Source organism: Telluria sp. AZSoR62 (genome assembly GCF_058111565.1).
Genome location: NZ_JBYTST010000013.1, coordinates 90,803 through 114,685 on the forward strand (window position 1 = coordinate 90,803; position 23,883 = coordinate 114,685).

Genomic DNA, 23,883 nt, shown 5'->3' on the forward strand with positions numbered 1-23,883 from the left:
GCGGCCGGCCGCGCTGTCGAACAGCGGGCCGGCCGAGGCGTGGCTCGGATCAGCCGGCGACGAAGGCCTCGACGGCCTGGCGCATCAGGCGGTCGGCTTCCGCAATCTGCTCGTCCGACACCACCAGCGCCGGCGCCAGGCGCACCACGTCGGGACCGGCGATCAGGAGCATCAGGCCGAGCTTCTCCGCCAGCTTGGTGTAGTCCTTGGAACGGCCCTTGTAGGCTTCCGCCATCGGCAGGCCGATGAGCAGGCCCATGCCGCGCGGCTTGCCGAACACCGAAGGGTAGTCGGCGGCCAGCTTGTTCAGGTTGGCGAAGACCTTGTCGCTGGCGTCAACCACGCGCGCCAGGAAAGCGGGCTGGCTGATGGTCACGACGACCTTCAGGCCGACGGTCGCCGCCAGCGGGTTGCCGCCGTAGGTGGTGCCGTGCGAGCCGACGCCGAAGTGCTGCGCGATGTCGTCGGTGGTGAGCATGGCGCCGATCGGGTAGCCGTTGCCCAGCGCCTTGGCCGAGGTCAGGATGTCCGGGGTGACGTCCATCTGCTGGTAGGCATAGAAGCTGCCGGTGCGTCCCACGCCCGACTGCACTTCGTCGAAGATCAGCAGCGCGCCGGTGGCGTCGCAGAACTCGCGCAAGGCTTTCAGGTAGTCCTTGTTGCCCGGGATGACGCCACCCTCGCCCTGGATCGGCTCGACGATCACGGCCGCGACATCCTCAAGGATCGCGGCGCGCGCGGCTTCGATGTCGTTGTACGGGATGTGGCTCAGTTCCTGCGGCAGCGGCTCGAAGCCTTCGGTGTACTTCGGCTGGCCGCCGACCGACACGGTGAACAGGGTGCGGCCGTGGAAGGACGACAGGCAGGACACGATGCGCGACTTGTGCGGGCCGAACTTGGTATGCGCGTACTTGCGCGCCAGCTTCAGGGCCGCTTCGTTGGCTTCGGCGCCCGAGTTGCAGAAGAAGGCGCGGTCCGCGAAGGTGGCCTCGACCAGGGCGCTGCCAAGGCGCAGCACCGGCTCGTTGGTATAGCCGTTACCGAGGTGCCAGAGGGTGTTGACCTGCTTGGTCACTGCCTCGACCAGGGCCGGGTTGCAATGGCCCAGGCTCGAGACGGCGATGCCGGAGGTGAAGTCGAGGTAACGCTTGCCTTCCTGGTCCCACACTTCCAGGCCCGCCGCGCGCACCGGCACCATGGCGGCCGGGGCATAGGTCGGGACGAGGACTTCGTCGAAGGTCTGCCGGGTGACAGGCCGCGTGGTGACACCGGAGTCGAGCTTTGCGTTCATGGCTTCTTCCTCATCTTCAAGAAGGTTGTGCGCGGGCCGAGCGCCGCGCAGGTTGAAGCCATTATAGAAAGCCACCCTCACAAGTTCTTGCAGAACTGCGACAGGGATTTTCGTTTTTAGTCGAAGAAAGATTGCGGGAATGACAAGGTACGACTGTCCCTACTGTCCCTACTGTCCCAGCTTGCGCTGTCTTTCCTCGCGCGGCGTCTTGCCGAACAGCGCCCCGAAGGCCGTGGAAAAATGCGAGCCCGAGGAAAACCCGCACATCAGCCCCACCTGCACGATCGAATGGTTGGTTTCGAGGAGCAGCTTGCGGGCCCGCTGCAGGCGCAGTTCGAGGTAGTAGCGCGAAGGCAGGCTGCCCAGGTATTGCTTGAACAGGCGCTCGAGCTGGCGACGCGACACGCCCGACAGCCCCGCGATCTCGTCGGTCGACAGCGGCTCTTCGATGTTCGCCTCCATCAGCGCCACCGCCTCGGTGAGCTTGGGCTGCAGGGCGCCGAAGCGTGCCTGCAGCGCCACCCGCTGGCGCTCGTCCTTGCCGCGCACGCGGTCGATGCACAGGATTTCCTTGACCTGGGCCTGGACCGCGCCGCCGAACAGCTGCTCGACCAGGGTCAGCGCGAAATCGATGCTGGCCGCGCCGCCGCAGCAGGTCAGGCGGTTGCCGTCGACCTCGAACAAATTCGGCGTGAACAGGGCCTGCTCGGCCAGGGCATTGGTGTCGGGGTACAGGGCCCAGGGCAGCGCGGTGCGGATGCCGTGCAGGGCGCCGGCATCGGCCAGCCACAGCACGCCGGCGCCCACGCCGCCCCAGAAGGGCGCGGCGCGGCAGCGCTCGACCAGGGCGCGGCAGTTGGCGGGCCGCAGCGCGGCTTCGGCTTCGTCGGCCACCAGCAGCACCAGGTGCCAGTAGCGCCCGGCGTCGGCCATGAATTTGTCGGGGCTGCGCACGTCCACGTGCAGGATGTCGGGTCCCAGCAGCTTGGCGGCCAGGCGCAGCGGCTGGACCAGGCCGGACCAGGTCAGCATGTCCGGCTCGCCCGCGTTCACCAGCAGCACGCGCAGCGGCCTTTCCTGTGCCAGCAGGGACAGGTCAGCAGGCTGCATCGGAACGGTTCGGCGCTGTCATACGGGAGAAGGGGCATGGCGCCCGGTGGTACGCATGGCCCGCTATCATACAGAACAATGGGCGGGACAATGGCAGGGCGTCCCAGGCGGCAATCGGATAAAGCCCTGCGGGCGGCTATAATCCTGCCCCATGGGGGAACGATATTTAAAGAGTGTCCGGCTGCTGGCCGAGTGCATGCAAGGCTTCGAGCGTTTTTCCGGCGAGTCGGTGCGCCAGCACGGGCTGACGCATGCGCAGTTCGATATCATTGCCACGCTCGGCAACACGCCCGGGATGAGCTACAAGGAACTGGGCGAGCGCACCCTGATCACCAAGGGCACGCTGACCGGGGTGATCGAGCGACTGGAACAGAAAGCCCTGGTCGTGCGCGAACGCAGCTGCGACGACAAGCGCTCGTTCTTCGTGCGCCTCACGCCCGCCGGCGAAGCGGTATTCTGCGACGTCTTCCCCAAGGTCGTGGCGCATGGCAAGCAGCTGTTCGCCAGTTATGGCGCGACCGAATTCGATGCCCTCGACGCCGCCCTGCGCAAGCTGCGCGACCAGATCGCCGCCGGCGGCGCCTCTCCACCTTCTGACACATAAAGGAATTGCCTTGAAAACCTCCCTGATCGACGGCAAGAAGCCTGCCCATTTCGACAAGCACATCATCGGCAACATCCTGCTGGACGTGGCCCCGCTCGAAGAAGTCAAGCAGGAAAGCATGCTCATCGGCGTGCGCAACGATTCCGGCGAGATCTACCGCCTGATCGGCGCCACCAAGCTCAACAGCTTCATGAACGCCGTCGAGGAATTGATCGACCTGGGCCTGAGCGACGAACTGCAGGATACCGAAGAACAGAAGGAAGGCTGCGACGCCATCTTCAGCGAGCCGTGATCCGGCTCACCGCCGTGCAGTGCCGGCAACGAGTTAATGCCACAAGGCAATAATTCCTGGCCCGGCAGTACAATGGGGGTATAATTTTTCGATGGACCGACTCTCCGCCCTCAAGAGTATCGCCGCCCAGGCCAGCCGCGGCGACCTGAGCTTCCCCACGAACGTCGATGCAACGCTCAAGCTGCAGCGCGCCCTGAGCGAGCCCGACTGCCATACCGACATGGCGGCGCGGCTGGTGCAGGCCGAGCCGCTGCTGGCGGCGCGCACCGTCGCGATCGCCAATTCCGTGGCCTACAACCGCGCCGGGCACGACGTGACGAATGTCCGTGCGGCCGTGCAGCGCGTCGGCTTCCGCACGCTGGGGGCGCTGGCCGCCTCCGTCATCGTGCGCCAGCTGGCCAGCGAAATCAGCGACCCCGGCCTGCGCGCCAAGGCGGACGGCCTGTGGATCCATTCGGCCCACGTGGCCGCCCTGGCCCAGGTGATCGCGCGCCGCGTATCGTTTGTCGACCCCGAAACGGCCATGTTTGCCGGCATCGTGCATGAAGTGGGCGGCTTCTACCTGCTCTCGCGCGCCGAGGAATTCCCCGGCCTGCTCGACGGCGGCCCCGAAGACTGGCTCGAGCATGGCGAAGTGGCGATCGGCCGCGGCGTGCTGCTCAAGCTGGGCGTGCCGGTAGCCGTAATGGGCGCCATCGAGGCGCTCTGGAACGGCATGCGCGCCTTGCCGCCGGAAACCCTGGGCGACACCCTGCTGCTGGCCAAGGACCTGGCGCCCTTCCCTTCCCCGCTGCACCAGCGCCCCGGCGCCACCACCCAGGAGAGCGCCGCGACCATCGATTTCACCACCGGCGAAGGCACGCTGGCGCAAGTGCTGGCCGAATCGGCCGAAGAAGTGAAGAGCCTGACCGCTGCCCTGCTCTAGCGGACAAAAAAAATGCCCGCTCATGAAAGCGGGCAAAGTCCAAAACTAGGGATGTCCTGAAAGAGACGGTTCCACTATATTCCGCGCCCCAGGCCGCTTCCGTGCGCTGATTCACACAGCGGCGCGTTTGTGGCGAAAACCGCGCGGGCAAAAAAAACCCGCTCCGGTTGGGGAACGGGTGAAGTCCAAAACTAGGGATGTCCTGAAAGAGACAGTTCCACTATAGGGACCTGCTGTAGGGCACTCGGTGCGCTGATTCACATAGGCGAGATATTTCATATTCGTTGTTCCCGCAGCGATGTAGAAAAAACACACTTTCTATGGATGAGCCCGCTACTATCCGACAATCGTCTGTTTCTACCACGCCCGGCGGCGACATCGATGGGCCGCGCCGCCGCTTCCTGGTGCAGGCAATGGCCGGCGCCGGGCTCCTATCGCTGCCTTCTCTACCCATCCTGGCTGCCCCCGGCATTGCCATCCACAACGTCACCAGGCTGTACCCGGTTCAGGTGGCGCGGGTGGCGGCGCCCATGTCGAGCGAAGAAGTCGCCGCGGCGGTGCGCAGCTGCCCAGGCAAGATCGCGGTCGGGGGTGGACGCTACAGCATGGGCGGCCAGGCCGCGATTACCGGCGGCCTGCACCTGGACATGCGCGGCATGAAGCATCTGGTGGCGCTCGACGCCAGGGCGAAAGTGGCGCGGGTGCAGGCCGGGATGCGCTGGCGCGACCTGCAGGACCTGCTCGACCCGCTCGGGCTGGCGGTGCACACGATGCAGAGCTTTTCCAATTTTACGGTGGGCGGCGCGGTCTCCGTGAATGCCCATGGCCGCTATGTCGGCAATGGTCCGGTGGTCAATTCGGTCCGGGCCCTGCAGCTGGTGCTGGCCGCCGCGCGGCGACCTGCTGCGCACCCACCTGGTTCATCCGCTGCTGCTGGCCAAGCCGGCCGTGAAGTGGCGCAACCACGAGGCCAGCCTCGATGTGGCGGAGCTGGAACCGCGCACCCGGGCCATGTCGACCTATGTGCTGCAGGAATACTTCATCCCGGTGCGCCACTTTGCCGGCTTCGCCCGGGCGATGGCCTCGACCATCCGCCAGCATGGCGCCCGGGTCGTCAACGTCTCGGTGCGGCATTCGCCGGCCGACCCGGTCGCCCTGCTGCCCTGGGCGCGGGAAGACGTGTTTTCCTTCGTCGTCTATTACAAGCAGCGCACCGGCGAGGCGTCCCGGCGCCGCACCGGCGAGTGGACACGGGCGATGATCGAGACGGCGCTGGGCTTCGAGGGGCGTTACTACCTGCCCTACCAGCTGCATGCGACCCGCGAACAGTTCGAGCGCGCCTATCCGGAAGCGGCTCGGTTGCGCCAGCTCAAACGGCAGGTCGACCCGGCCGGCAGGTTTTCCAACGAGCTGTGGGCTAAATACCTGTAAGCCAGCCGTTTCGGGCAAAAAAAACCCGCTCCGGTTGAGGGAGCGGGTGAAGTCCAAAACTAGGGATGTCCTGAAAGAGACAGTTCCACTATAGGCAACGGCTGTGGCCGGCTCTGTGCGTCAACACACATAAAATTCGAGCTTGTCACATTCCTTGATCCAAATGTAAAAAATGCCGCACCGGGTGACCGGGCGGCATTTTTTCGATAGAGACGAGGCTTACACCACTGCGCCGTCGGTCTCGTCTTTTTCTTTCACCGGCTTGATCAGGTCTTCGCGCTTGACGCCCAGCCACATGGCCAGCGCGGCGGCGACGAACACCGACGAATAGATGCCGAAGCAGATGCCAATGGTCAGCGCGATCGCGAAGTAGTGCAGTGCGTGGCCGCCGAAGAACAGCATCGACAGCACCATCAGCTGGGTCGAGCCGTGGGTGATGATGGTGCGCGAGATGGTGCTGGTGATCGCGTGGTCGATCACTTCCGGCACGCTCATCTTGCGCTGCTTGCGGAACATCTCGCGGATCCGGTCGAAGATGACGACCGATTCGTTGACCGAATAGCCCAGCACCGCCAGGATCGCCGCCAGCACCGTGAGCGAGAACTCCCACTGGAAGAAGGCGAAGAAGCCCAGGATGATGACCACGTCGTGCAGGTTGGCGATGATGGCCGAGACGGCGAACTTCCACTCGAAGCGGATCGCCAGGTAGGCGACCACGCCGACGATCACCATCAGCAGCGCGTTCAGGCCGTTCTGGGCCAGCTCTTCGCCGACCGCGGGGCCGACGTATTCGACGCGCTGCAGGCTCACCTGTTCCTGGCCGGCCGCGGTCACGCAGCTGGTGCGGTTGACCTGCTCGCCCTTTTCGGTGGTCACCTGGGTGACCTTCGGGGTGCCCTGCTCGGACGCACAGATGGCATTGAACACGGTGGCCGAGGTGCCCGCCTGCGGGGCGCCTTCCACGATCGGCAGGCGCAGCAGGACAGCCTGCGCGGTGCCGAAGCTGGTCACTTCAGGCGCTTCGTAGCCGATGCCGCGCAGCGTGGCGCGGATCTTTTCCTGGTCCGCGGCATGCGGGTAGCGCAGCTCCATTACGGTGCCGCCGGTGAATTCCACCGAATAATGCAAACCCTTGGTCACCAGGAAGAACACGGCTGCCAGGAAGGTCAGCGCCGAAATCACGTTGAGGATCAACGCGTGGCGCATGAACGGGATGTCCCGTTTGATCTTGAAAAATTCCATCTTTATTCCTGAGTAGCGTTTTGCTTGTTAGGCGTGAAACCGTCTTTCCAGACCGTACCGATCGAGATGTGGGTCAGTTTCTTCTTGCGGCCGTACCAGAGGTTCAGGAAGCCACGGGCCACGAACACGGCCGAGAACATCGAGGTCAGGATGCCCAGGCAGTGCACCACGGCGAAGCCGCGGATCGCGCCCGAACCGAAGACCAGCAGCGCCAGGCCGACGATCAGGGTGGTGACGTTGGAGTCGAAAATGGTGTCCCAGGCATGCTTGAAACCGGCCGAGATCGCCGCTTGCGGCGCCGCGCCCCCACGCAATTCCTCGCGGATGCGCTCGTTGATCAGCACGTTCGCATCGATGGCCATGCCCAGCGCCAGCGCGATTGCCGCGATACCCGGCAGGGTCAAGGTGATCTGCATCATCGACAGGATCGCCAGCAGGAACAGCACGTTGGCCGCCAGCGCCAGCGCGCTGAAGAAGCCGACCAGGTGGTAGTACAGGATCATGAAGATCGCGATCGCCACGAAGCCCCAGACGGTCGAATACAGGCCGCGCTCGATGTTCTCGGCGCCCAGCTGCGGACCGATCACGCGTTCTTCGATGAATTCCATCGGCGCCGACAGCGCGCCCGAGCGCAGCAGCAGCGCCAGTTCGTTCGCGTCTTCGATGCTGCCGATGCCGGTGATCTGGAAGGTCGAGCCCAGCTCCTGGTTGATGGTCGGCGCGGTCGGCACGGTGTACTTGTTTTTTTCCTTGAGCAGGACCGCCAGGCGCTTGCCGACGTTTTCACGGGTGGCCATGCGCATGCGGCGGCCGCCGTCGCCATTCAGGTCGATCGAGACGGCCGGCTGCTGGTTCGAATCGAAACTCGCGACGGCGCTCGAAATATAGTCGCCGGTCAGGATGACGTCTTTCGACACCACGACCGGGGCGCCGCGGCCTTCCATGAACAGTTCGGAATTCAGCGGGATGGCGGCAGTCTGCTCGGTGCCCGGGGTCACGGTCGAATCGACCATGCGCAGCTCCAGGGTCGCGGTGCGGCCGATGATGTCCTTGGCGCGCGCCACGTCCTGCACGCCCGGCAGCTGGACGATGATGCGGTCGGCGCCCTGCTGCTGGATCAGCGGCTCGGTGGTGCCGAGCTCGTTGATGCGCTTGGACAGGGTCGCGATGTTCTGCTTGACGCCTTCTTCCACGGTGCGGCGCAGCGCCTCGGGCTTGAGGGTGACGACCAGCTTGAGCTCGGTGCCATCGGCAGTGTCCTGGAAGGCCAGGTCCGGCGACTGCTTGGCCAGCGCGCTGCGGGCCGCGTTGCGGGTGGCGGCCTCGCGGAAGCGCACTTCCACGGCGTTGCCGACACGTTCGATACCGGCATGACGGATATTCTGGTCGCGCAACTGGCTGCGCACGCTGGCCTGCAGGCCCTTGACCTTGGTCTCGAGCACGGCCTTGCCATCGACCTGCAGCAGGAAGTGCACGCCGCCGCGCAAGTCCAGGCCCAGGTTCATGGGACGGGCGCCGATGGCTTCCATCCAGGCCGGGGTGTTCTTGACCAGGTTGACGGTGACGATGTAGTCGGGATCGGCCGGATCGCGGTTCAGGTCGCGTTCCAGGGCGAGCTTGGCCTTGAACTGGGCATCGGTCGTGGCAAAGCGGGCCCGCACCGAAGTGCTGTTGCCAGTGCCTTCCAGGCTGACCCCGGTGGCGGGAACGCCGGCGCGCTTGAGTGCATCCGCGACCAGGCTAGTCGTGGCGCTGGTGATATTGACCGTCGATTTGCCGGTCGTGACCTGCAGGGCCGGCGATTCGCCGAAGTAGTTCGGCGCCGTGTACAGCGCGCCGAGCAGGAGCGCGACTGCAATCAGTAGATATTTCCAGACGGGATAGCGATTCATAGTGTTCCAGCGTTCGGTGTTGAGCACGGAACGGCCCCGCAGGGCCGCAGGATGTGCTTACAGGGCCTTCAGGGTGCCTTTTGGCAGCAGGGTCGTCACTGCGTTTTTCTGGACCACGATTTCGGTGCCGGTCGAGACTTCAATCGTCACATAGGTGTCCGCCACCTTGGTCACGCGGCCGAGGATGCCGCCTGCAGTCGCCACTTCGTCGCCCTTGGCCAGCGCATCCATCATCGCCTTCGCTTCACGCTGGCGCTTCTGCTGCGGGCGGATCATGAGGAAGTACATGACCACGAACATCAGGATCAGCGGCAGGAAGGTGGTGAGGCTACCCATGATGCCTGGATCGGCTGCGGCCGTGGTTTGCGCGTACGCGTTGGAAATGAACACAAGAACTCCGATTGTGAGATTAAAAAAAATAGCGGTGTATTCTAGCACCGGCGATGCTACGTGGACCAATCTGGAGCCAGGTAGGTTCGCAATTCTTAATTGCAAGATGTTGCTGGAAAAATAAGTCAGGACGAGGGCGTGAGGTGGGCAGGTCTGCCGCCCACCTTGGCCTAGACCCCGCGCGATCGGTCGGCCGCGAACTGGATGCGGAACGCGTTGAACCCATCCGCATCGATCGCGTCGCGCATCTCCTGCATCAGCTTCAGGTAGTAATGCAGGTTGTGGATCGTATTGAGCCGCGCGCCCAGGATCTCGTTCGAGCGGTGCAGGTGGTGCAGGTAGGCGCGGGTGAAGTTCTTGCAGCAGTAGCAGTCGCAGGATTCGTCCAGCGGCGCCGTGTCTTCCTTGTAGCGCGCGTTCTTGATCTTGACGTCGCCGAAGCGGGTAAACAGCCAGCCGTTGCGCGCATTCCGGGTTGGCATGACGCAGTCGAACATGTCGACGCCGTTGGCCACGCCGTCGACCAGGTCTTCCGGCGTGCCCACGCCCATCAGGTAGTGCGGCTTGTTCTCGGGCAGGCGCGGGCCGACGTGGGCCAGGATGCGCTTCATGTCTTCCTTCGGCTCGCCTACCGACAGGCCGCCGATGGCCAGGCCCGGGAAGTCGATGTCTTCCAGCCCGGCGAGCGACTCGTCGCGCAGGTGCTCGTACATCCCGCCCTGGACGATGCCGAACAGCGCGTTCGGGTTCTCGCCGCCGGTGAATTCGTTCATCGAGCGCTGGGCCCAGCGCAGCGACATGCGCATCGACTTGGCCGCTTCCTCGCTCGTGGCTGGGCGGCCGTCGATCTCGTAGGGGGTGCATTCGTCGAACTGCATCACGATGTCCGAGTTCAGCGAGCGCTGGATCTGCATCGAGATTTCCGGCGACAGGAACAGCTTGGAGCCGTCGATCGGCGAAGCGAATTTCACGCCCTCTTCCGTGATCTTGCGCATCGCGCCCAGCGAAAACACCTGGAAGCCGCCCGAGTCGGTCAGGATCGGGCCATCCCAGCCCATGAACTTGTGCAGGCCGCCGAACTTGTCCAGCACGCCCGTGCCCGGGCGCAGCCACAGGTGGAAGGTGTTGCCCAGGATGATTTGCGAGCCCACGTCCTTGAGCTCCATCGGGTCCATCGCCTTGACCGAGCCATAGGTCCCGACCGGCATGAAGATCGGGGTTTCGATGGTGCCGTGGTTGAGCTTCAGGCGGCCGCGGCGTGCATGCGACAGGCCGCTGGTGTCTTTTTTAAGCAGGGTAAATTCGAGCATCGGTATTCTTAATTACTTTGAGGTGGTCGTCAGCAGCATGGCGTCGCCATAGCTGAAGAAGCGGTATTCGTTGGCGATCGCGTGCTGGTAAGCCTTGCGGATGGCCTCATAGCCGGCAAAGGCCGACACCAGCATCAGCAGGGTCGACTTGGGCAGGTGGAAGTTGGTCACCAGGCGGGTGACGGTCTTGAACGTGTAGCCCGGGGTGATGAAGAGCGCGGTGTCGGCGCTGCCGGCTACCAATTCGCCCGTCTGCGAGCCCGATTCCAGCGCCCGCAGGCTGGTGGTGCCTACGGCCACCACGTCGCGGCCCGCAGCCTTGGCGGCGCGCACCGCGTCCACCGTCTCTTGCGGGATCGTGTACCACTCGGTATGCATCTGGTGCGCGGACAGGTCTTCCACGCGCACCGGCTGGAAGGTGCCGGCGCCCACGTGCAGGGTCACGTAGGCGAACCGGATGCCTTTCGCGGCCAGCCGGTCCAGCAGCGGCTGGTCGAAATGCAGGCCGGCGGTCGGGGCGGCCACGGCGCCCGGCTCCTTCGAGTACACGGTCTGGTAGCGCTGCTCGTCGAACTCGTCGGCAGTGTGCTCGATATAGGGCGGCAGCGGCAGGCGGCCGTGCGCTTCGATCAGGTCGAACACGTCGCCCTCGAAGTGGAGGGTGAAGAACTCGCCGGCGCGCTCGCCGGTCGTCACGTCGAAAGCGTCGGCCAGGCGGATGCGGTTGCCCGGCTTGGGCGACTTCGAAGCGCGCACCTGGGCCAGCACCGTGCGGTTGTCCAGCACGCGCTCGACCAGCACTTCGACCTGGCCGCCGGTCTCTTTCACACCGAAGAAGCGCGCCTTGAGCACGCGCGTATTGTTCATCACCAGGAGGTCGCCCGGCTGGAGCTGGTCGAGGATGTCGGCGAAATGGCGGTCCGTAATCTGGTCGCCATCGAGCTGCAAGAGGCGCGAGGCGCTCCGGTCCGGCAGCGGCAATTGCGCAATCCGCTCAGGCGGCAGGTCGAAATCGAAATCGGAAAGCGAGTACATTGTTGTCAATTCTGGGAAAATGGGTGCTGACAGCCTTACAATAGAGGCTGCACTGCGTGCGGCGAACCCTCTATTTTACGCCAGCAAAGCTAAAATGCCGCGATATGCCCGCCCCAAAGACCCCTTCCGCTCCAAAAACACTTGAATCGAAGCTCGCCCGGCTGGGCCTGCGCACCGACATGGACCTGGTGCTGCACCTGCCGATGCGCTACGAGGACGAGACCCAGGTGGTGTCGATCCGCGATGCGACGATGCGCGGCCTGCAGACCTGGCAGGTGGAAGGCGTGGTCGTCAAGAACGAGATCACGTATAAACCGCGGCGACAGCTGCTGGTGCAGATCGCCGACGAAACCGGCGAGCTGCAGCTGCGCTTCATGAATTTCTACGGCAGCCAGCTCAAGCAGATGGCCGAAGGCGTGCGCATCCGCGCGCGGGGCGAGCTCAAGCACGGCTTCTTCGGGGCCGAGATGGTGCACCCGGCCTATAAAGTCATCAACGAGGGTGCGCCGCTGCCCACTTCGCTAACCCCGGTCTACCCGTCCGGCGAAGGGCTGTCGCAAACCATCCTGCGCCGTGCGGTGGCCGACGCCATGAAGCGGGTGGACTGGCGCGACACCCTGCCCAATGCTTTCCTGTCCCGCCTGCAGCTGTGGGACTTCGAGCCCTCGGTGCGCCTGCTGCACTACCCGCCGGCGGACGTGGACGAATACGCGCTCACCGAGCGCAGCCACCCGGCCTGGACCCGCATGAAGTTCGACGAACTGCTGGCCCAGCAGCTGTCCATGAAACGGGCCCAGCGCGCCCGCCGCGAAAAGGGTGCGCCGACCTTGCGCGCGGTCGGCCGCTTGTCCGAATCGTTTCTGGCGGCCCTGCCCTTCCAGCTCACCGGCGCCCAGCAGCGCGTGGTCAAGGAGATCCGCGCCGACCTGGTCGAGAGCTTCCCGATGCAGCGCCTGCTGCAGGGCGACGTCGGCAGCGGCAAGACCGTGGTGTCGGCGCTGGCCGCCGCGCAGGCGATCGACAGCGGCTACCAGGCCGCGTTGATGGCGCCCACCGAGATCCTGGCAGAGCAGCACTTCCGCAAGATCGCCGCCTGGATGGAACCGCTCGGCGTGAAGGTGGCCTGGCTCACGGGCAGCCTCAAGAAAAAGGACAAGGACGCGGCCAAGGAACTGATCGAGTCCGGCCAGGCCAACCTGGTGATCGGCACCCATGCGCTGATCCAGGACACCGTCAATTTCGCCAGGCTCGGCCTGGTGATCGTCGACGAGCAGCACCGCTTCGGCGTCGGCCAGCGCCTCACCCTGCGCAACAAGGGCAGCGACGGCCTGGTGCCGCACCAGTTGATGATGTCGGCCACGCCGATCCCGCGCACCCTGGCCATGACCTATTACGCCGACCTCGAGGTGTCGGTGATCGACGAGCTGCCACCGGGCCGCAGCCCGATCGTCACGCGCGCGATCGACCAGAACCGGCGCGACGAAGTCATCGAACGCGTCCACGCTGCTGCGCAGGAAGGCCGTCAGGTCTACTGGGTCTGCCCGCTGATCGAGGAATCCGAAGTACTGCAGCTGCAGACCGCCACCGAAACCTACGAGACCCTGGCCGAAGCCCTGCCGGATCTGCAGGTGGGGCTGGTGCACGGCCGCATGAAGCCGGCCGAGAAACAGGCGGTAATGGACGCGTTCACGGCGGGCGAGGTGCACGTGCTGGTGGCCACCACCGTCATCGAAGTGGGCGTGGACGTGCCGAACGCCTCGCTGATGGTGATCGAGCATGCCGAGCGCTTCGGCCTGTCGCAGCTGCACCAGTTGCGCGGCCGCGTGGGGCGCGGCTCGGCGGCGAGCGTGTGCCTGCTGCTGTACCAGAGCCCTTTGGGGCAGGTGGCCAAGCAGCGCCTCCTGACCATGCGCGAAACCACCGACGGCTTCGAGATCGCGCGGCGCGACCTGGAGATCCGCGGTCCCGGCGAATTTTTAGGGGCGCGCCAGTCGGGCGAAGCCATGCTGCGCTTTGCCGACCTGGAAGCGGACCAGTGGATCGTGGAACAGGCGCGCGACGTGGCGCAATACCTGCTCGACAGCGAGCGGCCGGAATACCAGGCGATCGTGGATGCGCACTTGTCGCGCTGGTTGGGGGGGCGCGAGGAATTCCTCAAGGTGTGACGGATATTGACGCCGCTTCGGCCTAGGCGCTGGCCCCACTGGTAAACGTCAGCCGGTTCCCGAACGGGTCTTTCACCGACATTTCGCGCGAGCCCCACGGGGTATCGTCGACGCTGGGACGGGCATAGCCGTACTGCTTCGCGATCAGTTCGCGCTGGTAGGCATCGATATCGCCCACCTCGATGCGCAGCGCCGCGCCGGGGCAGCAGTCGCCGTGGTGTTCGCTCAGGTGCAGCACGCAGCCGTCGCGCGAGACCTGCAGGTACAGGGGCAGCGCCGGTTCGTAGCGATGCTCCCAGTCGACCTTGAAGCCGAGGAAGTCGACATAGAATTCGCGCGCTTTTGCTTCATCGAAGATGCGGAGGATCGGCGTAACGGTGCGCAGGGTCATCTCATTCATCCCGTCCGGTTGAGCAAACGACGCCCAGTATTCGCACACCCGGCCGCAAAGTCAACATGCAGATGCGGGGCTATGCGCAGCGCTTGGGCGCGTCGCCTAGGCGCCGCGGTCGGCGCTGTAGGCCAGCCCGATCTGGCGCCGGATCTCGTCCATCACGCCCATCAGCGCCAGCGTTTCTTCCAGCCGCATGGCCGGGCTCTCGGTCAGGCCCGCGAGGAAGCAGCGCTGCGCTTCCATCACTTCGTGCACGTAGCCGTTGCCGATATACGGCGTGTCGACCGTGCGTGTGCCGCCATCTTCCAGCGTGACGGTCACGCTGCGCGCGCGGTGGAACATCGTGTTCATGCGCACGTGGCCGCGCGTGCCCGATACCGTCAGCTCGCAGGGCGTACGGGCCTGGAACGAGCAGCTGCACACCGAGATGCCGCCGCCTTCGTGCCGGAGCGTGAACGCGGTCTGCACGTCCACGCCGGTCGCGCCCATCTCGGCCTGCGCCTTGATCCCGGCCACGGGCCCGAGCAGCGCAGTGGCGATCGACAGCGGGTAGATGCCGAGGTCAAGCAGCGCGCCGCCCCCGAGTTCCGGATTGAAGACGCGGTGTTCGGGGCCGACGCTGGCGGTGAAGCCGAAATCGGCCACGACCTGGCTGACTTCGCCGATCTCGCCCGATGCGATGATGCGCTGCACTTCCTCGAAGGCCGGCAGGTAGCGCGTCCACATCGCCTCCATCAGGAACAGGCGGCGCGTGCGCGCGAGCGTGACCACCCGCTCGGCTTCGCGCAGATTCATCGTGAACGGTTTTTCGACCAGCACGCCCTTGCCGGCGCGCAGGGCCATCAGGGCATTCTCGGCATGCTGCGGGTGCGGCGTGGCCACATAGACCAGGTCGACGCCGCAGGCGTCGAGCAGCTCCTGGTAGGAGCCATAGGCCGCGGCGGCGCCGAAGTCCTGGGCGAACGCCTGCGCCTTGTCGAGGCTGCGCGAAGCCACGGCGGCCAGCACGGCGCCCGGCACGTCCTTGAGCGCATCGGCAAAGGCGCGCGCGATCTTGCCGGTGCCGAGGATCCCCCAGCGTACTGCGTTGGCCATTGCTTGTTCCTTTCAGCTTGCCCGCTTGGGGCGAAAGACGGTGGTATCGAGGTAAAAGTCCTGGTCCTGCCCGGGCCACCAGAGCGGCACGCCGAGCACCGGCAGCGGCGTGAAGCCGGCGGTGCTCAAGCCCTCGCCGGCCAGCTGCGCGGCCACGTGGGCGTCGAGCCAGGCGCGCTGCGCATCGGGCGCGAGCGAGAAGTAATCGTCTTCGACGAAGATGACGCGGGTATGCGCGGTGATCGCCTTGCGCGGCGCAACCAGCTTTTCCATCAGCGCGTGGCCGAACAGCCAGACCTGGGCATCCGGTCCGAACATGGCGCGCTTCTCGAACAGGGCGGCCAGCCAGCAATGCGCGCGCAGCTCGTCCACCAAGGCGCGTCCCCTGCTATCGGCGCGTACGACCAGCAGCGCGGCGTTCTCGTCGAAGATCGTGGCGGCGTCGCGCGCGGACCCGCGCGACTTGCCGACGCCGGCCTGGGCGATCTGGGCCGCCTGCAGGGCGTTGAGCTGGCGCTTGATGAGGGGGAAGGTCTGCCACACCAGCCCGTTGAAGAAATCGTGCAGGTTGTCCCGCGTCGGGACCTTGCCGGTGGCGCCGATGAATTCCTCGTAGGCCGTGCCTTCCGGGAGCGCGCTCTGCGGCACGAAACGCAGCGGCAGGCCGCCGTGGTTGCGCAGGCAAAGCGCCGCCGCATTGCGATTGAAGGCGTCGATGAATGCCTCGCCGTCCAGCGCCAGCCGCGCATATGCCGGCCGCACCGAGTCGTACCAGGGGTGCGACCAGTCGATCTGCGCCAGCATGGGCGTCTTACGCCATCTTCCAGTTGATGGTTTCTCCAGCGTTGAGCGGCACCAGCTGGTGCTCGCCGAACGGCAGGGTCTCGGGCAGGGTCCAGGCTTCGCGCCTGAGCGTGATGCTGCCTTCGTTGACCGGCAGGCCGTAGAAGCCCGGGCCGTTCAGGCTGGCGAAGGCCTCCAATTTATCGAGCGCGCCGGCCTGGGCAAAGGCTTCCGTGTACATCTCCATCGCGTGCAGCGCGGTGTAGCAGCCGGCGCAGCCGCAGGCGGCGTACTTGGTGTGCACCGCGTGCGGCGCCGAGTCGGTGCCGAGGAAGAAGCGCTCGTCGCCGCTGGTGGCGGCCGTGACCAGGGCCAGGCGGTGTTCCTCGCGCTTGAGCACCGGCAGGCAGTAGTAGTGCGGACGGATGCCGCCCTTGAAGATCTCGTTGCGGTTGTACAGAAGGTGGTGGGCGGTGATGGTTGCCGCGATCGGGCCTTCGGCCTCGGCCACGTACTGCGCCGCTTCCTTGGTGGTGATGTGCTCGAACACGACTTTGAGCACCGGCATGTCGCGGCGCAGCGGGCGCATCACGCGCTCGATGAACACGGCTTCGCGGTCGAACAGGTCGATGTCGTGGTCGGTCACCTCGCCATGCACCAGCAGCGGCATGCCGACTTCCTGCATGACTTCCAGCACCTTGTAGCAGTTGCGCAGGTCGGTCACGCCGGCATCGGAATTGGTGGTGGCGCCGGCCGGGTACAGCTTGACCGCATGGATGAAGCCACTGTCCTGCGCGCGGCGGATCTCGTCCGGATCGGTGTTGTTGGTCAGGTAGAGCGTCATCAGCGGCTCGAAATGCATCCCCTGCGGGAGCGTTGCCAGGATGCGCTCGCGGTAGGCGGCGGCCTGCGAGGTCGTGGTCACCGGGGGTTTCAGGTTCGGCATCACGATCGCGCGCGCAAACTGGCGCGCGGTGTGCGGCAGGACGTCGGCCAGCGCCGCGCCGTCGCGCAGGTGCAGGTGCCAGTCGTCTGGGCGGGTGATGGTGATGCTATCTGGGGTCTCGATGGGGGACATGGCAGCTCTCGGATTTCGGATGCCGACATTTTACCCGCAGCGCCGCCCGCGCAGCGCGCCGGCCACCCGATCTCGCAGGGAGCTTGTCTAATGAATAATACGGGCCAGGAATTCGCGCGCGCGCTCCGAACGGGTGGCGGTGAAGAACTCGTCCTTGGGGCTGTCCTCGACGATGCTGCCGTGGTCCATGAAGACGATGCGGTCGGCCACCTTGCGCGCAAAGCCCATCTCGTGGGTGACGACCATCATCGTCATGCCCTCTTGCGCCAGCCCGACCATCACGTCCAGCACTTCGCCGATCATCTCGGGGTCGAGCGCGGAGGTCGGCTCGTCGAACAGCATCGCCACCGGGTCCATCGCCAGCGCGCGCGCGATCGCCACCCGCTGCTGCTGGCCACCCGAGAGCTGGCTCGGGAACTTGTCCTTGTGCGCCAGCAGGCCCACGCGGTCGAGGTATTTGAGGCCGCGCTCGAGCGCCTCGTCCTTGCTGCGCCCGAGCACCTTGACCTGGGCCAGCGTCAGGTTTTCGCGTACCGACAGGTGCGGGAACAGCTCGAAGTTCTGGAACACCATGCCGATGCGCGCGCGCAGCTGCGGCAGCTTGGTCGCGGGGTCGCCCACCGAGATGCCGTCCACCCGCACGCTGCCTTCCTGGAAGGGTTCGAGCCCGTTGACGGTCTTGATCAGGGTCGATTTTCCCGAGCCGGAAGGCCCGCACACGACCACGACATCGCCGCGCGCGACCCGCGTGCTACATTCGCGCAGCACCTGGAAGCTGCCGTACCACTTGCTGACGTTCTCGATTTCGATCATCCGGTGCCTGTATGTGCGCCTTTTCGAAAGGCTTTCCGAGCGCTGTTGCGTGCGCGCTTGCTGGTAATGTAAGCATGCTTGACAGCATTTCCACTGCCAAGGATACTTCGGAACTTGCCATATTCTACAGAACGATCTGGCTGTTTTCCTCCCTGAAGCCAGCGTATTGCCCCAATCAATCCACCAGCGACAGCGCCATCTCGTTGCCGCCGGTTTTGCACAGGTCCACAGGAAGCAGTTATGAACAATCGAAATCGCCTGACCGTCTACATCCTGATCGGCCTCGCACTCGGGATCGTCGTTGGTTACTTCGCCAATACCAATCTCGCCAACCCGGCCGGCTTCGCCGATGCGATGTCGCTGGTGACGACGCTGTTCCTCCGCCTGATCAAGATGATCATCGCGCCCCTGGTCTTTGCGACCCTGGTGGTCGGCATCGCCAAGATGGGCGACGCCAAGGAAGTCGGCCGCATCGGCGTCAAGGCGCTGGGCTGGTTCGTGATCGCCTCGGTCATCTCGCTGTCGCTGGGCCTGATCCTGGTGAACCTGTTCCGTCCGGGCGACGCGATGGCCCTGTCGGGCGCCCTGCCGCCGGTCGGCACTTCGTCGGGCATCGCCACCAGCAGCCTGACACTCAAGGAATTCATCACCCACCTGGTGCCGTCGTCGATCGTCGACGGCATGGCCAAGAACGAGATCCTGCAGATCGTCGTGTTCTCGCTCTTCTTCGGTACCGCCGCCGCAGCGGTGGGCGCACGCGCCACGCCGCTGATCGACGCGGTCGACGGCGTCGCCCACATCATGCTGAAGGTGACCGGCTATGTGATGAACTTCGCGCCGATCGCCGTGTTCGCGGCAGTCGCCGGCATCATCGCCAAGAGCGGCCTGGGCGTGCTGTCGACCTACGGCATCTTCATGGCCGAGTTCTACCTCGGCATCGTGCTGCTGTGGGTGGTCTTGATCGCCATCGGCATGGTCTTCCTCGGCCCGCGCGTGCTGCGCCTGATCGCCGAACTGCGCGAGCCGACCCTGCTGGCCTTCTCGACCGCCTCGTCGGAAGCGGCCTTCCCGAAAACCCTGGAAGGCCTGGAGCGCTTCGGCGTCAAGAACCGCCTGGCCGCCTTCGTGCTGCCGATCGGTTACTCGTTCAACCTCGACGGCTCGATGATGTACTGCACCTTCGCGGCGGTGTTCATCGCCCAGGCCTACGGCATCGAGCTGGACCTGGCGACCCAAATGACCATGATGCTGGTGCTGATGCTGACCTCGAAAGGCATGGCCGGCGTGCCGCGCGCGTCGCTGGTGGTGATTGCCGCCACCCTGGCCCAGTTCAACATCCCGGAAGCCGGCCTGCTGCTCCTGCTGGGCATCGACCACTTCCTGGACATGGCCCGTTCGGCCACCAACGTGATCGGCAACGGCATCGCCACTGCGGTCGTCGCCAAGTGGGAAGGCGAGCTGGGAGAGCCGGTCAAGGACGTCACCGTGGCGCCGCTGCGCTGAGGCGGGCAAGCACGATACCGAAGGCCTTCCAGTACGGGAGGCCTTTTTTACAAGTAGCTAAAACGATAATGAGGAGCGAGACATGAAACAGCTGTATGCGGCAGCACTGATGCTGACGATGACCGGCGCGCACGGCGCCACCCAGACCGTCGACTGCGGCCGCCTGCTCGACGTGAAGAGCGGCGCCTGGCGCGAGCGCGTCAGCATCGTGGTGGAGAACGGCACCATCAAGTCGGTCGGCCCGATGACGCAGGCGGCGGGCAACATCGACCTGTCGCGCCAGTCCTGCCTGCCGGGACTGATCGACATGCACGTGCACCTGACCAGCGAAACGGCGCCGGCGATCGATGCCTACCGCGACCGCCTCACCGCCGACCCGGCCGACATGGCCTACCGCTCGGTAAAGTATGCCGAACGCACCCTGATGGCCGGCTTCACCACGGTGCGCGACCTCGGCGCGTCGGATGGCCTGAACGTGTCGCTCAAGCGCGCCATCGCGGCCGGCTCGATCGCCGGACCGCGCATGTTCACGGCCGGGAAGTCCATCGCCACCACCGGCGGGCATGCCGACCCGACCAACAACCTCTCGCATTTCCTGGGCGAGAAGATCGGCACCCCGGGTCCGCAGGAGGGCGTGATCGACAGTCCCGAGCAGGGCCGCCAGGCCGTGCGCGCTCGCTACAAGGAAGGTGCGGACCTGATCAAGATCACCGCCACGGGCGGGGTGCTGAGCCAGGCGGCCAACGGCCAGAACTCCCAGTACACCGACGATGAACTCAAGGCCGTCGTCAGCACCGCCAAGGACTACGGCTTCCGGGTCGCGGCCCACGCCCACGGCGCCGAAGGCATGAAGCGCGCGCTGCGCGCCGGCGTCGACTCGATCGAGCACGGCACGCTGATGGACGACGAAACCATTGCCCTGTTCAAGAAGACCGGCCACTGGTACGTGCCGACCATCTCGGCCGGCCGCTATGTGGCCGACAAGGCCAGGATCGACGGCTACTACTCGGCGCTGGTGCGCCCGAAGGCGGCCGCCATCGGCCCGCAGCTGCAGGCGACGTTCGCGCGCGCCCACAAGGCCGGCGTGAAGATCGCCTTCGGCACCGACGCCGGCGTGTTCCCACATGGCGAGAACGCCAAGGAGTTCGGCTACATGGTGGAAGCGGGCATGTCGCCGATCGACGCGATCCGCGCCGCGACGCTGCACGCCGCGGCCCTGCTCGACCAGCCGAGCCGCCTGGGCGCGATCGCGCCGGGCTTCGCGGCCGACATCATCGCCGTCGACGGCGACCCGCTGCGCGACGTGAAGCTGCTCGAGCAGGTGAAGTTTGTCATGAAGGACGGCGTCGTCTACAAGAAGCCGTAATATCGGTTGTCACGGGCGCCCGCGTGCTGCGCGGGCGCCCTTTGTTTTTTTGAAGGAGAAATTCATGTTGTTCCAACCATCGCGCCGCAGCATCGCGGCCCTGTTTGCCTTCCTCTTGCTGGCTGCAGGTGCAGTGCAGGCACAAGCCCCGTCGCCAGCGACCAGGCTGCCGAACGTGGCCATCCTCGCCACCGGCGGCACCATCGCCGGCACCGGGGCGACCAGCACCACGACGGTGGGCTATACCGCCGCCACCGTGGGCGTGCAGGCCTTGATCCAGGCCGTGCCCGAGATCGCCAAGGTCGCCAATGTCAGCGGCGAGCAGGTATTCCAGATCGCCAGCGAGAACATGAGCGACGCGCACTGGCTGCTGCTGGCCAAGCGTGTCAACGTGCTGCTGGCCCAGCCCAACGTGGACGGCATCGTTATCACCCACGGCACCGACACGCTGGAAGAGACGGCCTACTTCCTGAACCTGGTCGTAAAGAGCAAGAAGCCGGTGGTGCTGGTGGGCTCGATGCGCCCGTCCACTGCCCTGTCGGCGGACGGCCCGATCAACCTGTACAACGCGGTGCAGCTGGCCGGCTCGCAAGAGGCTGCCGGCCGCGGCGTGCTGGTGGCGATGAACGACCAGATCAACGGCGCACGCGACGTCACCAAATCGAACACCACCACCACCGACACCTTCAAGGCCTCGGAACTGGGCATGCTCGGCTATATCCAGGGCGGCAAGCCCTTTTTCTACCGCAGCGCAACGCGCCGCCACACGGTCGAGACCGAGTTCGACGTGACGAACCTGTCGGTCTTGCCGCAGGTCGAAGTCGCCTATGCGCATGCCAACGTCGGACCGGTGGCGATCGACGCGCTGGTGGCCTCGGGCGCCAAGGGATTGGTGCACGCGGGCGTCGGCAACGGCTCGCTGCCGGCCAAGGTGCGTCCCGCTTTGTCTGCTGCGCGCAAGAAGGGCGTGCTCATCGTGCGCTCGGCCCGGGTAGGCCAGGGCATCGTGGCGCGCAATGGCGAGGCGAATGACGACGAACTCGATTTCGTAGCGGGGGATAATTTGTCGCCTCAAAAGGCGCGGATCTTGCTGATGCTGGCGTTGACGAAGACGAGCAGCACCAAGGAGATTCAGCGGATGTTTTCGACGTATTGAATGGTGCTTGAGCGGCTGATGTAGAGCTGGTTGAACGCGTGGGCAAGGAACTCGCCCACGCTGAGCAGCCGCGAATCGTAGCGTGGGCAGATTCTGCCCACGCGTTCAACCGCCCACCGAAGCACGCGAACTACTTCGCCAGCTCCAGCGGCGGCGACGCCAGTTCCTCATCCGGCCGCGCCAGCTGCCGTTCCCACATCTGCGCATACAGGCCGCGCGCTGCCAGCAGCGTGCCGTGCGTGCCGCGTTCGACGATCTTGCCGTGATCGAGCACGATGATCTGCTGCGCATCCGCGATGGTCGACAGGCGGTGCGCGATGACCAGGGTGGTGCGGTCTTTCGCAATCTCCTTCAGCTGCGCCTGGATCGCCTGCTCGGCTTTTGAATCCAACGCCGATGTCGCCTCGTCGAAGATCAGGATCGCCGGATTTTTTAACAAGGTGCGCGCGATCGCCACGCGCTGCTTCTCGCCGCCCGACAGCTTCAGGCCGCGCTCCCCCACCATGGTCTTGTACCCGTCCGGCAGGCTTTCGATGAAGTCGTGGATCGATGCCGCGCGCGCCGCGGCAACGATGTCCTCATGCGAGGCGCCCGGCTTGCCGTAGGCGATGTTGTACTCGATGCTGTCATTGAACAGCACCGTATCCTGGGGCACGATGCCGATCGCGGCGCGTAGCGAAGCCTGGGTGATGGCGCGCAGGTCTTGTCCATCGATGCGGATCGCCCCGCCGTTCACATCGTAAAAACGGAACAGCAGGCGCGACAGGGTCGACTTGCCCGAGCCGCTGTGGCCTACCACGGCCGTGGTGGTGCCGGCGGGGATGGTGAAGTCGACGTCGAACAGGATCTGGCGCTTGGCTTCGTAGCTGAACTCCACGTGCGAGAACTCGACCCGGGCGCCCTTGACGGCGTCGGTCACCAGAGGCTGGGCCCCCGGGCTGTCGGCCACCTCGCGGTTCTGGTCGAGCAGCGAGAACAGGCGTTCCATGTCGGCCAGGCTCTGCTTGATCTCGCGGTAGATCACGCCCAGGAAGTTCAGCGGGATGTACAGCTGGATCATGAAGGAGTTGACCAGCACCAGGTCGCCCAGGGTCATGGTGCCGGCGATCACACCCTCCGTCGCACGCCACAGGATCAGGGTGACGGCGGTGGCGATGATCAGGGACTGGCCCGTATTGAGCACCGACAGCGAGGTCTGCGAGCGCACCGCGGCGTTTTCGTAGCTCTGCAGGCCCTGGTCGTAGCGCTTGGCTTCGTAGTCCTCGTTGCCGAAATATTTGACGGTCTCGTAGTTGATCAGCGAATCGATGGCCTTGGTATTGGCTTTCGAGTCGAGGTCGTTCATGGTGCGGCGGAAGTGGGTGCGCCATTCGGTCACGATCACGGTGAAGGCGATATAGCTCACCAGCGCCACGGCCGTGATGATGGTGAACCAGATGTCGTAGTTCAGCACCAGGTAGCCCAGCACCAGCGTGATCTCCACCAGGGTCGGCAGCACGTTGAACAGCGAGTAGGAGATCAGCGAATTCACGCCGCGGGTGCCGCGCTCGATGTCGCGGGTCATGCCGCCGGTCTGGCGGTTCAGGTGGAAGCGCAGCGACAGCGCGTGCAGGTGGCGAAACACCTGCAGGGCGATGGTGCGCACGGCGCGCTGGGTCACGCGCGCAAATAAAAATTCGCGCAGCTCGGTAAACAGCGTGGTCGATAACCTCAGCAGGCCGTAGGCGACCAGCGCGCCGACCGGCAGCACCAGGAGCGCCTTGGGATTGGCCGGGTCGATCGCGAGCTGGTCGATCAACTGCTTGAGCACCAGCGGCACGCCGACGTTGGCCAATTTTGCGCCGACCAGGGCGGCCAGCGCGGCGAGCACGCGCCATTTATAGACCCACAGGTAGGGGAAGAGCGTGCGCAGCGTGGCCCAGTCGTTGCGGGGCACGCCTTTCGAATCTGGAGGCAGGGGGACGGAACTGGCGGGGGTGCGTCGCATGGCAGGGCTTCTGGTTTTATG

The 23,883-nt window shown here is 65.3% G+C and carries 21 protein-coding genes and 1 pseudogene; 9 read left to right on the plus strand and 13 right to left on the minus strand.

The window, feature by feature from the left end:
- Window positions 1-49 precede the first annotated feature (49 nt).
- On the minus strand, window positions 50-1,291 hold the full coding sequence (locus AC3XQU_RS19105; protein ID WP_489875741.1) for an acetylornithine/succinyldiaminopimelate transaminase: 1,242 nt from the start codon (window positions 1,289-1,291) through the stop codon (window positions 50-52).
- Window positions 1,292-1,459: 168 nt separating this feature from the next.
- Window positions 1,460-2,401 carry a GlxA family transcriptional regulator gene (locus AC3XQU_RS19110; protein ID WP_489875742.1) on the minus strand — a complete coding sequence of 314 codons (942 nt, stop codon included), beginning with the start codon at window positions 2,399-2,401 and terminating at the stop codon, window positions 1,460-1,462.
- A 196-nt stretch (window positions 2,402-2,597) separates the two neighbouring features.
- Here AC3XQU_RS19110 and AC3XQU_RS19115 point away from each other — a divergent pair, with 196 nt between their 5' ends.
- The 5 genes and pseudogenes from AC3XQU_RS19115 to AC3XQU_RS19135 all read left to right on the plus strand — a co-directional run bounded on the left by AC3XQU_RS19115 (window position 2,598) and on the right by AC3XQU_RS19135 (window position 5,653).
- Window positions 2,598-3,005 (plus strand): MarR family winged helix-turn-helix transcriptional regulator, encoded by a 408-nt coding sequence (locus AC3XQU_RS19115; RefSeq protein ID WP_489875743.1) that lies wholly within the window; start codon window positions 2,598-2,600, stop codon window positions 3,003-3,005.
- A 10-nt stretch (window positions 3,006-3,015) separates the two neighbouring features.
- A complete protein-coding gene (locus AC3XQU_RS19120; protein ID WP_489875744.1) occupies window positions 3,016-3,297 on the plus strand; it encodes a hypothetical protein in 282 nt (93 codons plus the stop codon).
- Window positions 3,298-3,388: 91 nt separating this feature from the next.
- On the plus strand, window positions 3,389-4,222 hold the full coding sequence (locus tag AC3XQU_RS19125; protein WP_489875745.1) for an HDOD domain-containing protein: 834 nt from the start codon (window positions 3,389-3,391) through the stop codon (window positions 4,220-4,222).
- Between the two features lie 530 nt (window positions 4,223-4,752).
- A pseudogene (locus AC3XQU_RS19130) lies at window positions 4,753-5,049 on the plus strand (FAD-binding oxidoreductase); the annotation flags it as partial.
- Between the two features lie 4 nt (window positions 5,050-5,053).
- Window positions 5,054-5,653: a D-arabinono-1,4-lactone oxidase gene (locus AC3XQU_RS19135; protein ID WP_489875777.1), complete on the plus strand. Its 600-nt coding sequence runs from the start codon at window positions 5,054-5,056 to the stop codon at window positions 5,651-5,653.
- 219 nt (window positions 5,654-5,872) lie between these two features.
- On the opposite strand, the gene secF is transcribed toward AC3XQU_RS19135, so the two are convergent.
- From secF to queA, 5 genes are all read right to left on the minus strand, one after another.
- The gene (secF, locus tag AC3XQU_RS19140; RefSeq protein ID WP_489875746.1) at window positions 5,873-6,895 is read right to left on the minus strand and encodes a protein translocase subunit SecF; all 1,023 of its coding nucleotides are present in this window, start codon (window positions 6,893-6,895) and stop codon (window positions 5,873-5,875) included.
- Between the two features lie 2 nt (window positions 6,896-6,897).
- Entirely contained in the window at window positions 6,898-8,787 is a 1,890-nt protein-coding gene (gene secD, locus AC3XQU_RS19145) for a protein translocase subunit SecD (RefSeq protein ID WP_489875747.1), read from the minus strand.
- A 57-nt stretch (window positions 8,788-8,844) separates the two neighbouring features.
- Window positions 8,845-9,177, minus strand: a complete 333-nt coding sequence (gene yajC / locus AC3XQU_RS19150; RefSeq protein WP_489875748.1) for a preprotein translocase subunit YajC — start codon at window positions 9,175-9,177, stop codon at window positions 8,845-8,847.
- 170 nt (window positions 9,178-9,347) lie between these two features.
- On the minus strand, window positions 9,348-10,487 hold the full coding sequence (gene tgt / locus AC3XQU_RS19155) for a tRNA guanosine(34) transglycosylase Tgt (protein ID WP_489875749.1): 1,140 nt from the start codon (window positions 10,485-10,487) through the stop codon (window positions 9,348-9,350).
- Between the two features lie 12 nt (window positions 10,488-10,499).
- Window positions 10,500-11,522: a tRNA preQ1(34) S-adenosylmethionine ribosyltransferase-isomerase QueA gene (gene queA / locus AC3XQU_RS19160; RefSeq protein WP_489875750.1), complete on the minus strand. Its 1,023-nt coding sequence runs from the start codon at window positions 11,520-11,522 to the stop codon at window positions 10,500-10,502.
- Window positions 11,523-11,626: 104 nt separating this feature from the next.
- Between queA and recG the strand changes: the two genes are divergently transcribed.
- Window positions 11,627-13,687 carry an ATP-dependent DNA helicase RecG gene (gene recG, locus AC3XQU_RS19165; protein ID WP_489875751.1) on the plus strand — a complete coding sequence of 687 codons (2,061 nt, stop codon included), beginning with the start codon at window positions 11,627-11,629 and terminating at the stop codon, window positions 13,685-13,687.
- A 22-nt stretch (window positions 13,688-13,709) separates the two neighbouring features.
- Here recG and AC3XQU_RS19170 read toward each other — a convergent pair whose 3' ends face one another.
- The 5 genes from AC3XQU_RS19170 to AC3XQU_RS19190 form a co-directional block, all read right to left on the minus strand.
- Window positions 13,710-14,087: a glyoxalase superfamily protein gene (locus tag AC3XQU_RS19170; RefSeq protein ID WP_489875752.1), complete on the minus strand. Its 378-nt coding sequence runs from the start codon at window positions 14,085-14,087 to the stop codon at window positions 13,710-13,712.
- Window positions 14,088-14,183: 96 nt separating this feature from the next.
- Window positions 14,184-15,176 carry a Gfo/Idh/MocA family protein gene (locus AC3XQU_RS19175; RefSeq protein ID WP_489875753.1) on the minus strand — a complete coding sequence of 331 codons (993 nt, stop codon included), beginning with the start codon at window positions 15,174-15,176 and terminating at the stop codon, window positions 14,184-14,186.
- A 12-nt stretch (window positions 15,177-15,188) separates the two neighbouring features.
- A complete protein-coding gene (locus AC3XQU_RS19180; protein ID WP_489875754.1) occupies window positions 15,189-15,980 on the minus strand; it encodes a DUF3025 domain-containing protein in 792 nt (263 codons plus the stop codon).
- 7 nt (window positions 15,981-15,987) lie between these two features.
- A complete protein-coding gene (gene pyrC, locus AC3XQU_RS19185; protein WP_489875755.1) occupies window positions 15,988-17,037 on the minus strand; it encodes a dihydroorotase in 1,050 nt (349 codons plus the stop codon).
- A gap of 87 nt (window positions 17,038-17,124) precedes the next feature.
- On the minus strand, window positions 17,125-17,850 hold the full coding sequence (locus AC3XQU_RS19190) for an amino acid ABC transporter ATP-binding protein (RefSeq protein WP_489875756.1): 726 nt from the start codon (window positions 17,848-17,850) through the stop codon (window positions 17,125-17,127).
- Window positions 17,851-18,090: 240 nt separating this feature from the next.
- On the opposite strand from AC3XQU_RS19190, the gene AC3XQU_RS19195 reads away from it, so the two are divergent.
- The 3 genes from AC3XQU_RS19195 to AC3XQU_RS19205 all read left to right on the plus strand — a co-directional run bounded on the left by AC3XQU_RS19195 (window position 18,091) and on the right by AC3XQU_RS19205 (window position 21,875).
- The gene (locus AC3XQU_RS19195) at window positions 18,091-19,353 is read left to right on the plus strand and encodes a dicarboxylate/amino acid:cation symporter (protein WP_489875757.1); all 1,263 of its coding nucleotides are present in this window, start codon (window positions 18,091-18,093) and stop codon (window positions 19,351-19,353) included.
- Window positions 19,354-19,435: 82 nt separating this feature from the next.
- On the plus strand, window positions 19,436-20,719 hold the full coding sequence (locus AC3XQU_RS19200; protein ID WP_489875758.1) for a metal-dependent hydrolase family protein: 1,284 nt from the start codon (window positions 19,436-19,438) through the stop codon (window positions 20,717-20,719).
- Between the two features lie 64 nt (window positions 20,720-20,783).
- The gene (locus tag AC3XQU_RS19205) at window positions 20,784-21,875 is read left to right on the plus strand and encodes a type II asparaginase (RefSeq protein ID WP_489875759.1); all 1,092 of its coding nucleotides are present in this window, start codon (window positions 20,784-20,786) and stop codon (window positions 21,873-21,875) included.
- Between the two features lie 130 nt (window positions 21,876-22,005).
- Here AC3XQU_RS19205 and AC3XQU_RS19210 read toward each other — a convergent pair whose 3' ends face one another.
- Window positions 22,006-23,862, minus strand: a complete 1,857-nt coding sequence (locus AC3XQU_RS19210) for an ABCB family ABC transporter ATP-binding protein/permease (RefSeq protein WP_489875760.1) — start codon at window positions 23,860-23,862, stop codon at window positions 22,006-22,008.
- Window positions 23,863-23,883: the final 21 nt, after the last annotated feature.

What these genes read in the sequence shown, in the direction of transcription:
- AC3XQU_RS19105 (WP_489875741.1), bottom strand. Translation starts at nt 1,291, where the DNA reads ATGAACGCAAAGCTCGACTCCGGTGTCACCACGCGGCCTGTCACCCGG.
- AC3XQU_RS19110 (WP_489875742.1), bottom strand. Translation starts at nt 2,401, where the DNA reads ATGCAGCCTGCTGACCTGTCCCTGCTGGCACAGGAAAGGCCGCTGCGC.
- AC3XQU_RS19115 (WP_489875743.1), top strand. Translation starts at nt 2,598, where the DNA reads ATGCAAGGCTTCGAGCGTTTTTCCGGCGAGTCGGTGCGCCAGCACGGG.
- AC3XQU_RS19125 (WP_489875745.1), top strand. Translation starts at nt 3,389, where the DNA reads ATGGACCGACTCTCCGCCCTCAAGAGTATCGCCGCCCAGGCCAGCCGC.
- AC3XQU_RS19135 (WP_489875777.1), top strand. Translation starts at nt 5,054, where the DNA reads ATGTCGGCAATGGTCCGGTGGTCAATTCGGTCCGGGCCCTGCAGCTGG.
- secF (WP_489875746.1), bottom strand. Translation starts at nt 6,895, where the DNA reads ATGGAATTTTTCAAGATCAAACGGGACATCCCGTTCATGCGCCACGCG.
- secD (WP_489875747.1), bottom strand. Translation starts at nt 8,787, where the DNA reads ATGAATCGCTATCCCGTCTGGAAATATCTACTGATTGCAGTCGCGCTC.
- tgt (WP_489875749.1), bottom strand. Translation starts at nt 10,487, where the DNA reads ATGCTCGAATTTACCCTGCTTAAAAAAGACACCAGCGGCCTGTCGCAT.
- queA (WP_489875750.1), bottom strand. Translation starts at nt 11,522, where the DNA reads ATGTACTCGCTTTCCGATTTCGATTTCGACCTGCCGCCTGAGCGGATT.
- recG (WP_489875751.1), top strand. Translation starts at nt 11,627, where the DNA reads ATGCCCGCCCCAAAGACCCCTTCCGCTCCAAAAACACTTGAATCGAAG.
- AC3XQU_RS19170 (WP_489875752.1), bottom strand. Translation starts at nt 14,087, where the DNA reads ATGAATGAGATGACCCTGCGCACCGTTACGCCGATCCTCCGCATCTTC.
- AC3XQU_RS19175 (WP_489875753.1), bottom strand. Translation starts at nt 15,176, where the DNA reads ATGGCCAACGCAGTACGCTGGGGGATCCTCGGCACCGGCAAGATCGCG.
- AC3XQU_RS19180 (WP_489875754.1), bottom strand. Translation starts at nt 15,980, where the DNA reads ATGCTGGCGCAGATCGACTGGTCGCACCCCTGGTACGACTCGGTGCGG.
- pyrC (WP_489875755.1), bottom strand. Translation starts at nt 17,037, where the DNA reads ATGTCCCCCATCGAGACCCCAGATAGCATCACCATCACCCGCCCAGAC.
- AC3XQU_RS19190 (WP_489875756.1), bottom strand. Translation starts at nt 17,850, where the DNA reads ATGATCGAAATCGAGAACGTCAGCAAGTGGTACGGCAGCTTCCAGGTG.
- AC3XQU_RS19195 (WP_489875757.1), top strand. Translation starts at nt 18,091, where the DNA reads ATGAACAATCGAAATCGCCTGACCGTCTACATCCTGATCGGCCTCGCA.
- AC3XQU_RS19200 (WP_489875758.1), top strand. Translation starts at nt 19,436, where the DNA reads ATGAAACAGCTGTATGCGGCAGCACTGATGCTGACGATGACCGGCGCG.
- AC3XQU_RS19205 (WP_489875759.1), top strand. Translation starts at nt 20,784, where the DNA reads ATGTTGTTCCAACCATCGCGCCGCAGCATCGCGGCCCTGTTTGCCTTC.
- AC3XQU_RS19210 (WP_489875760.1), bottom strand. Translation starts at nt 23,862, where the DNA reads ATGCGACGCACCCCCGCCAGTTCCGTCCCCCTGCCTCCAGATTCGAAA.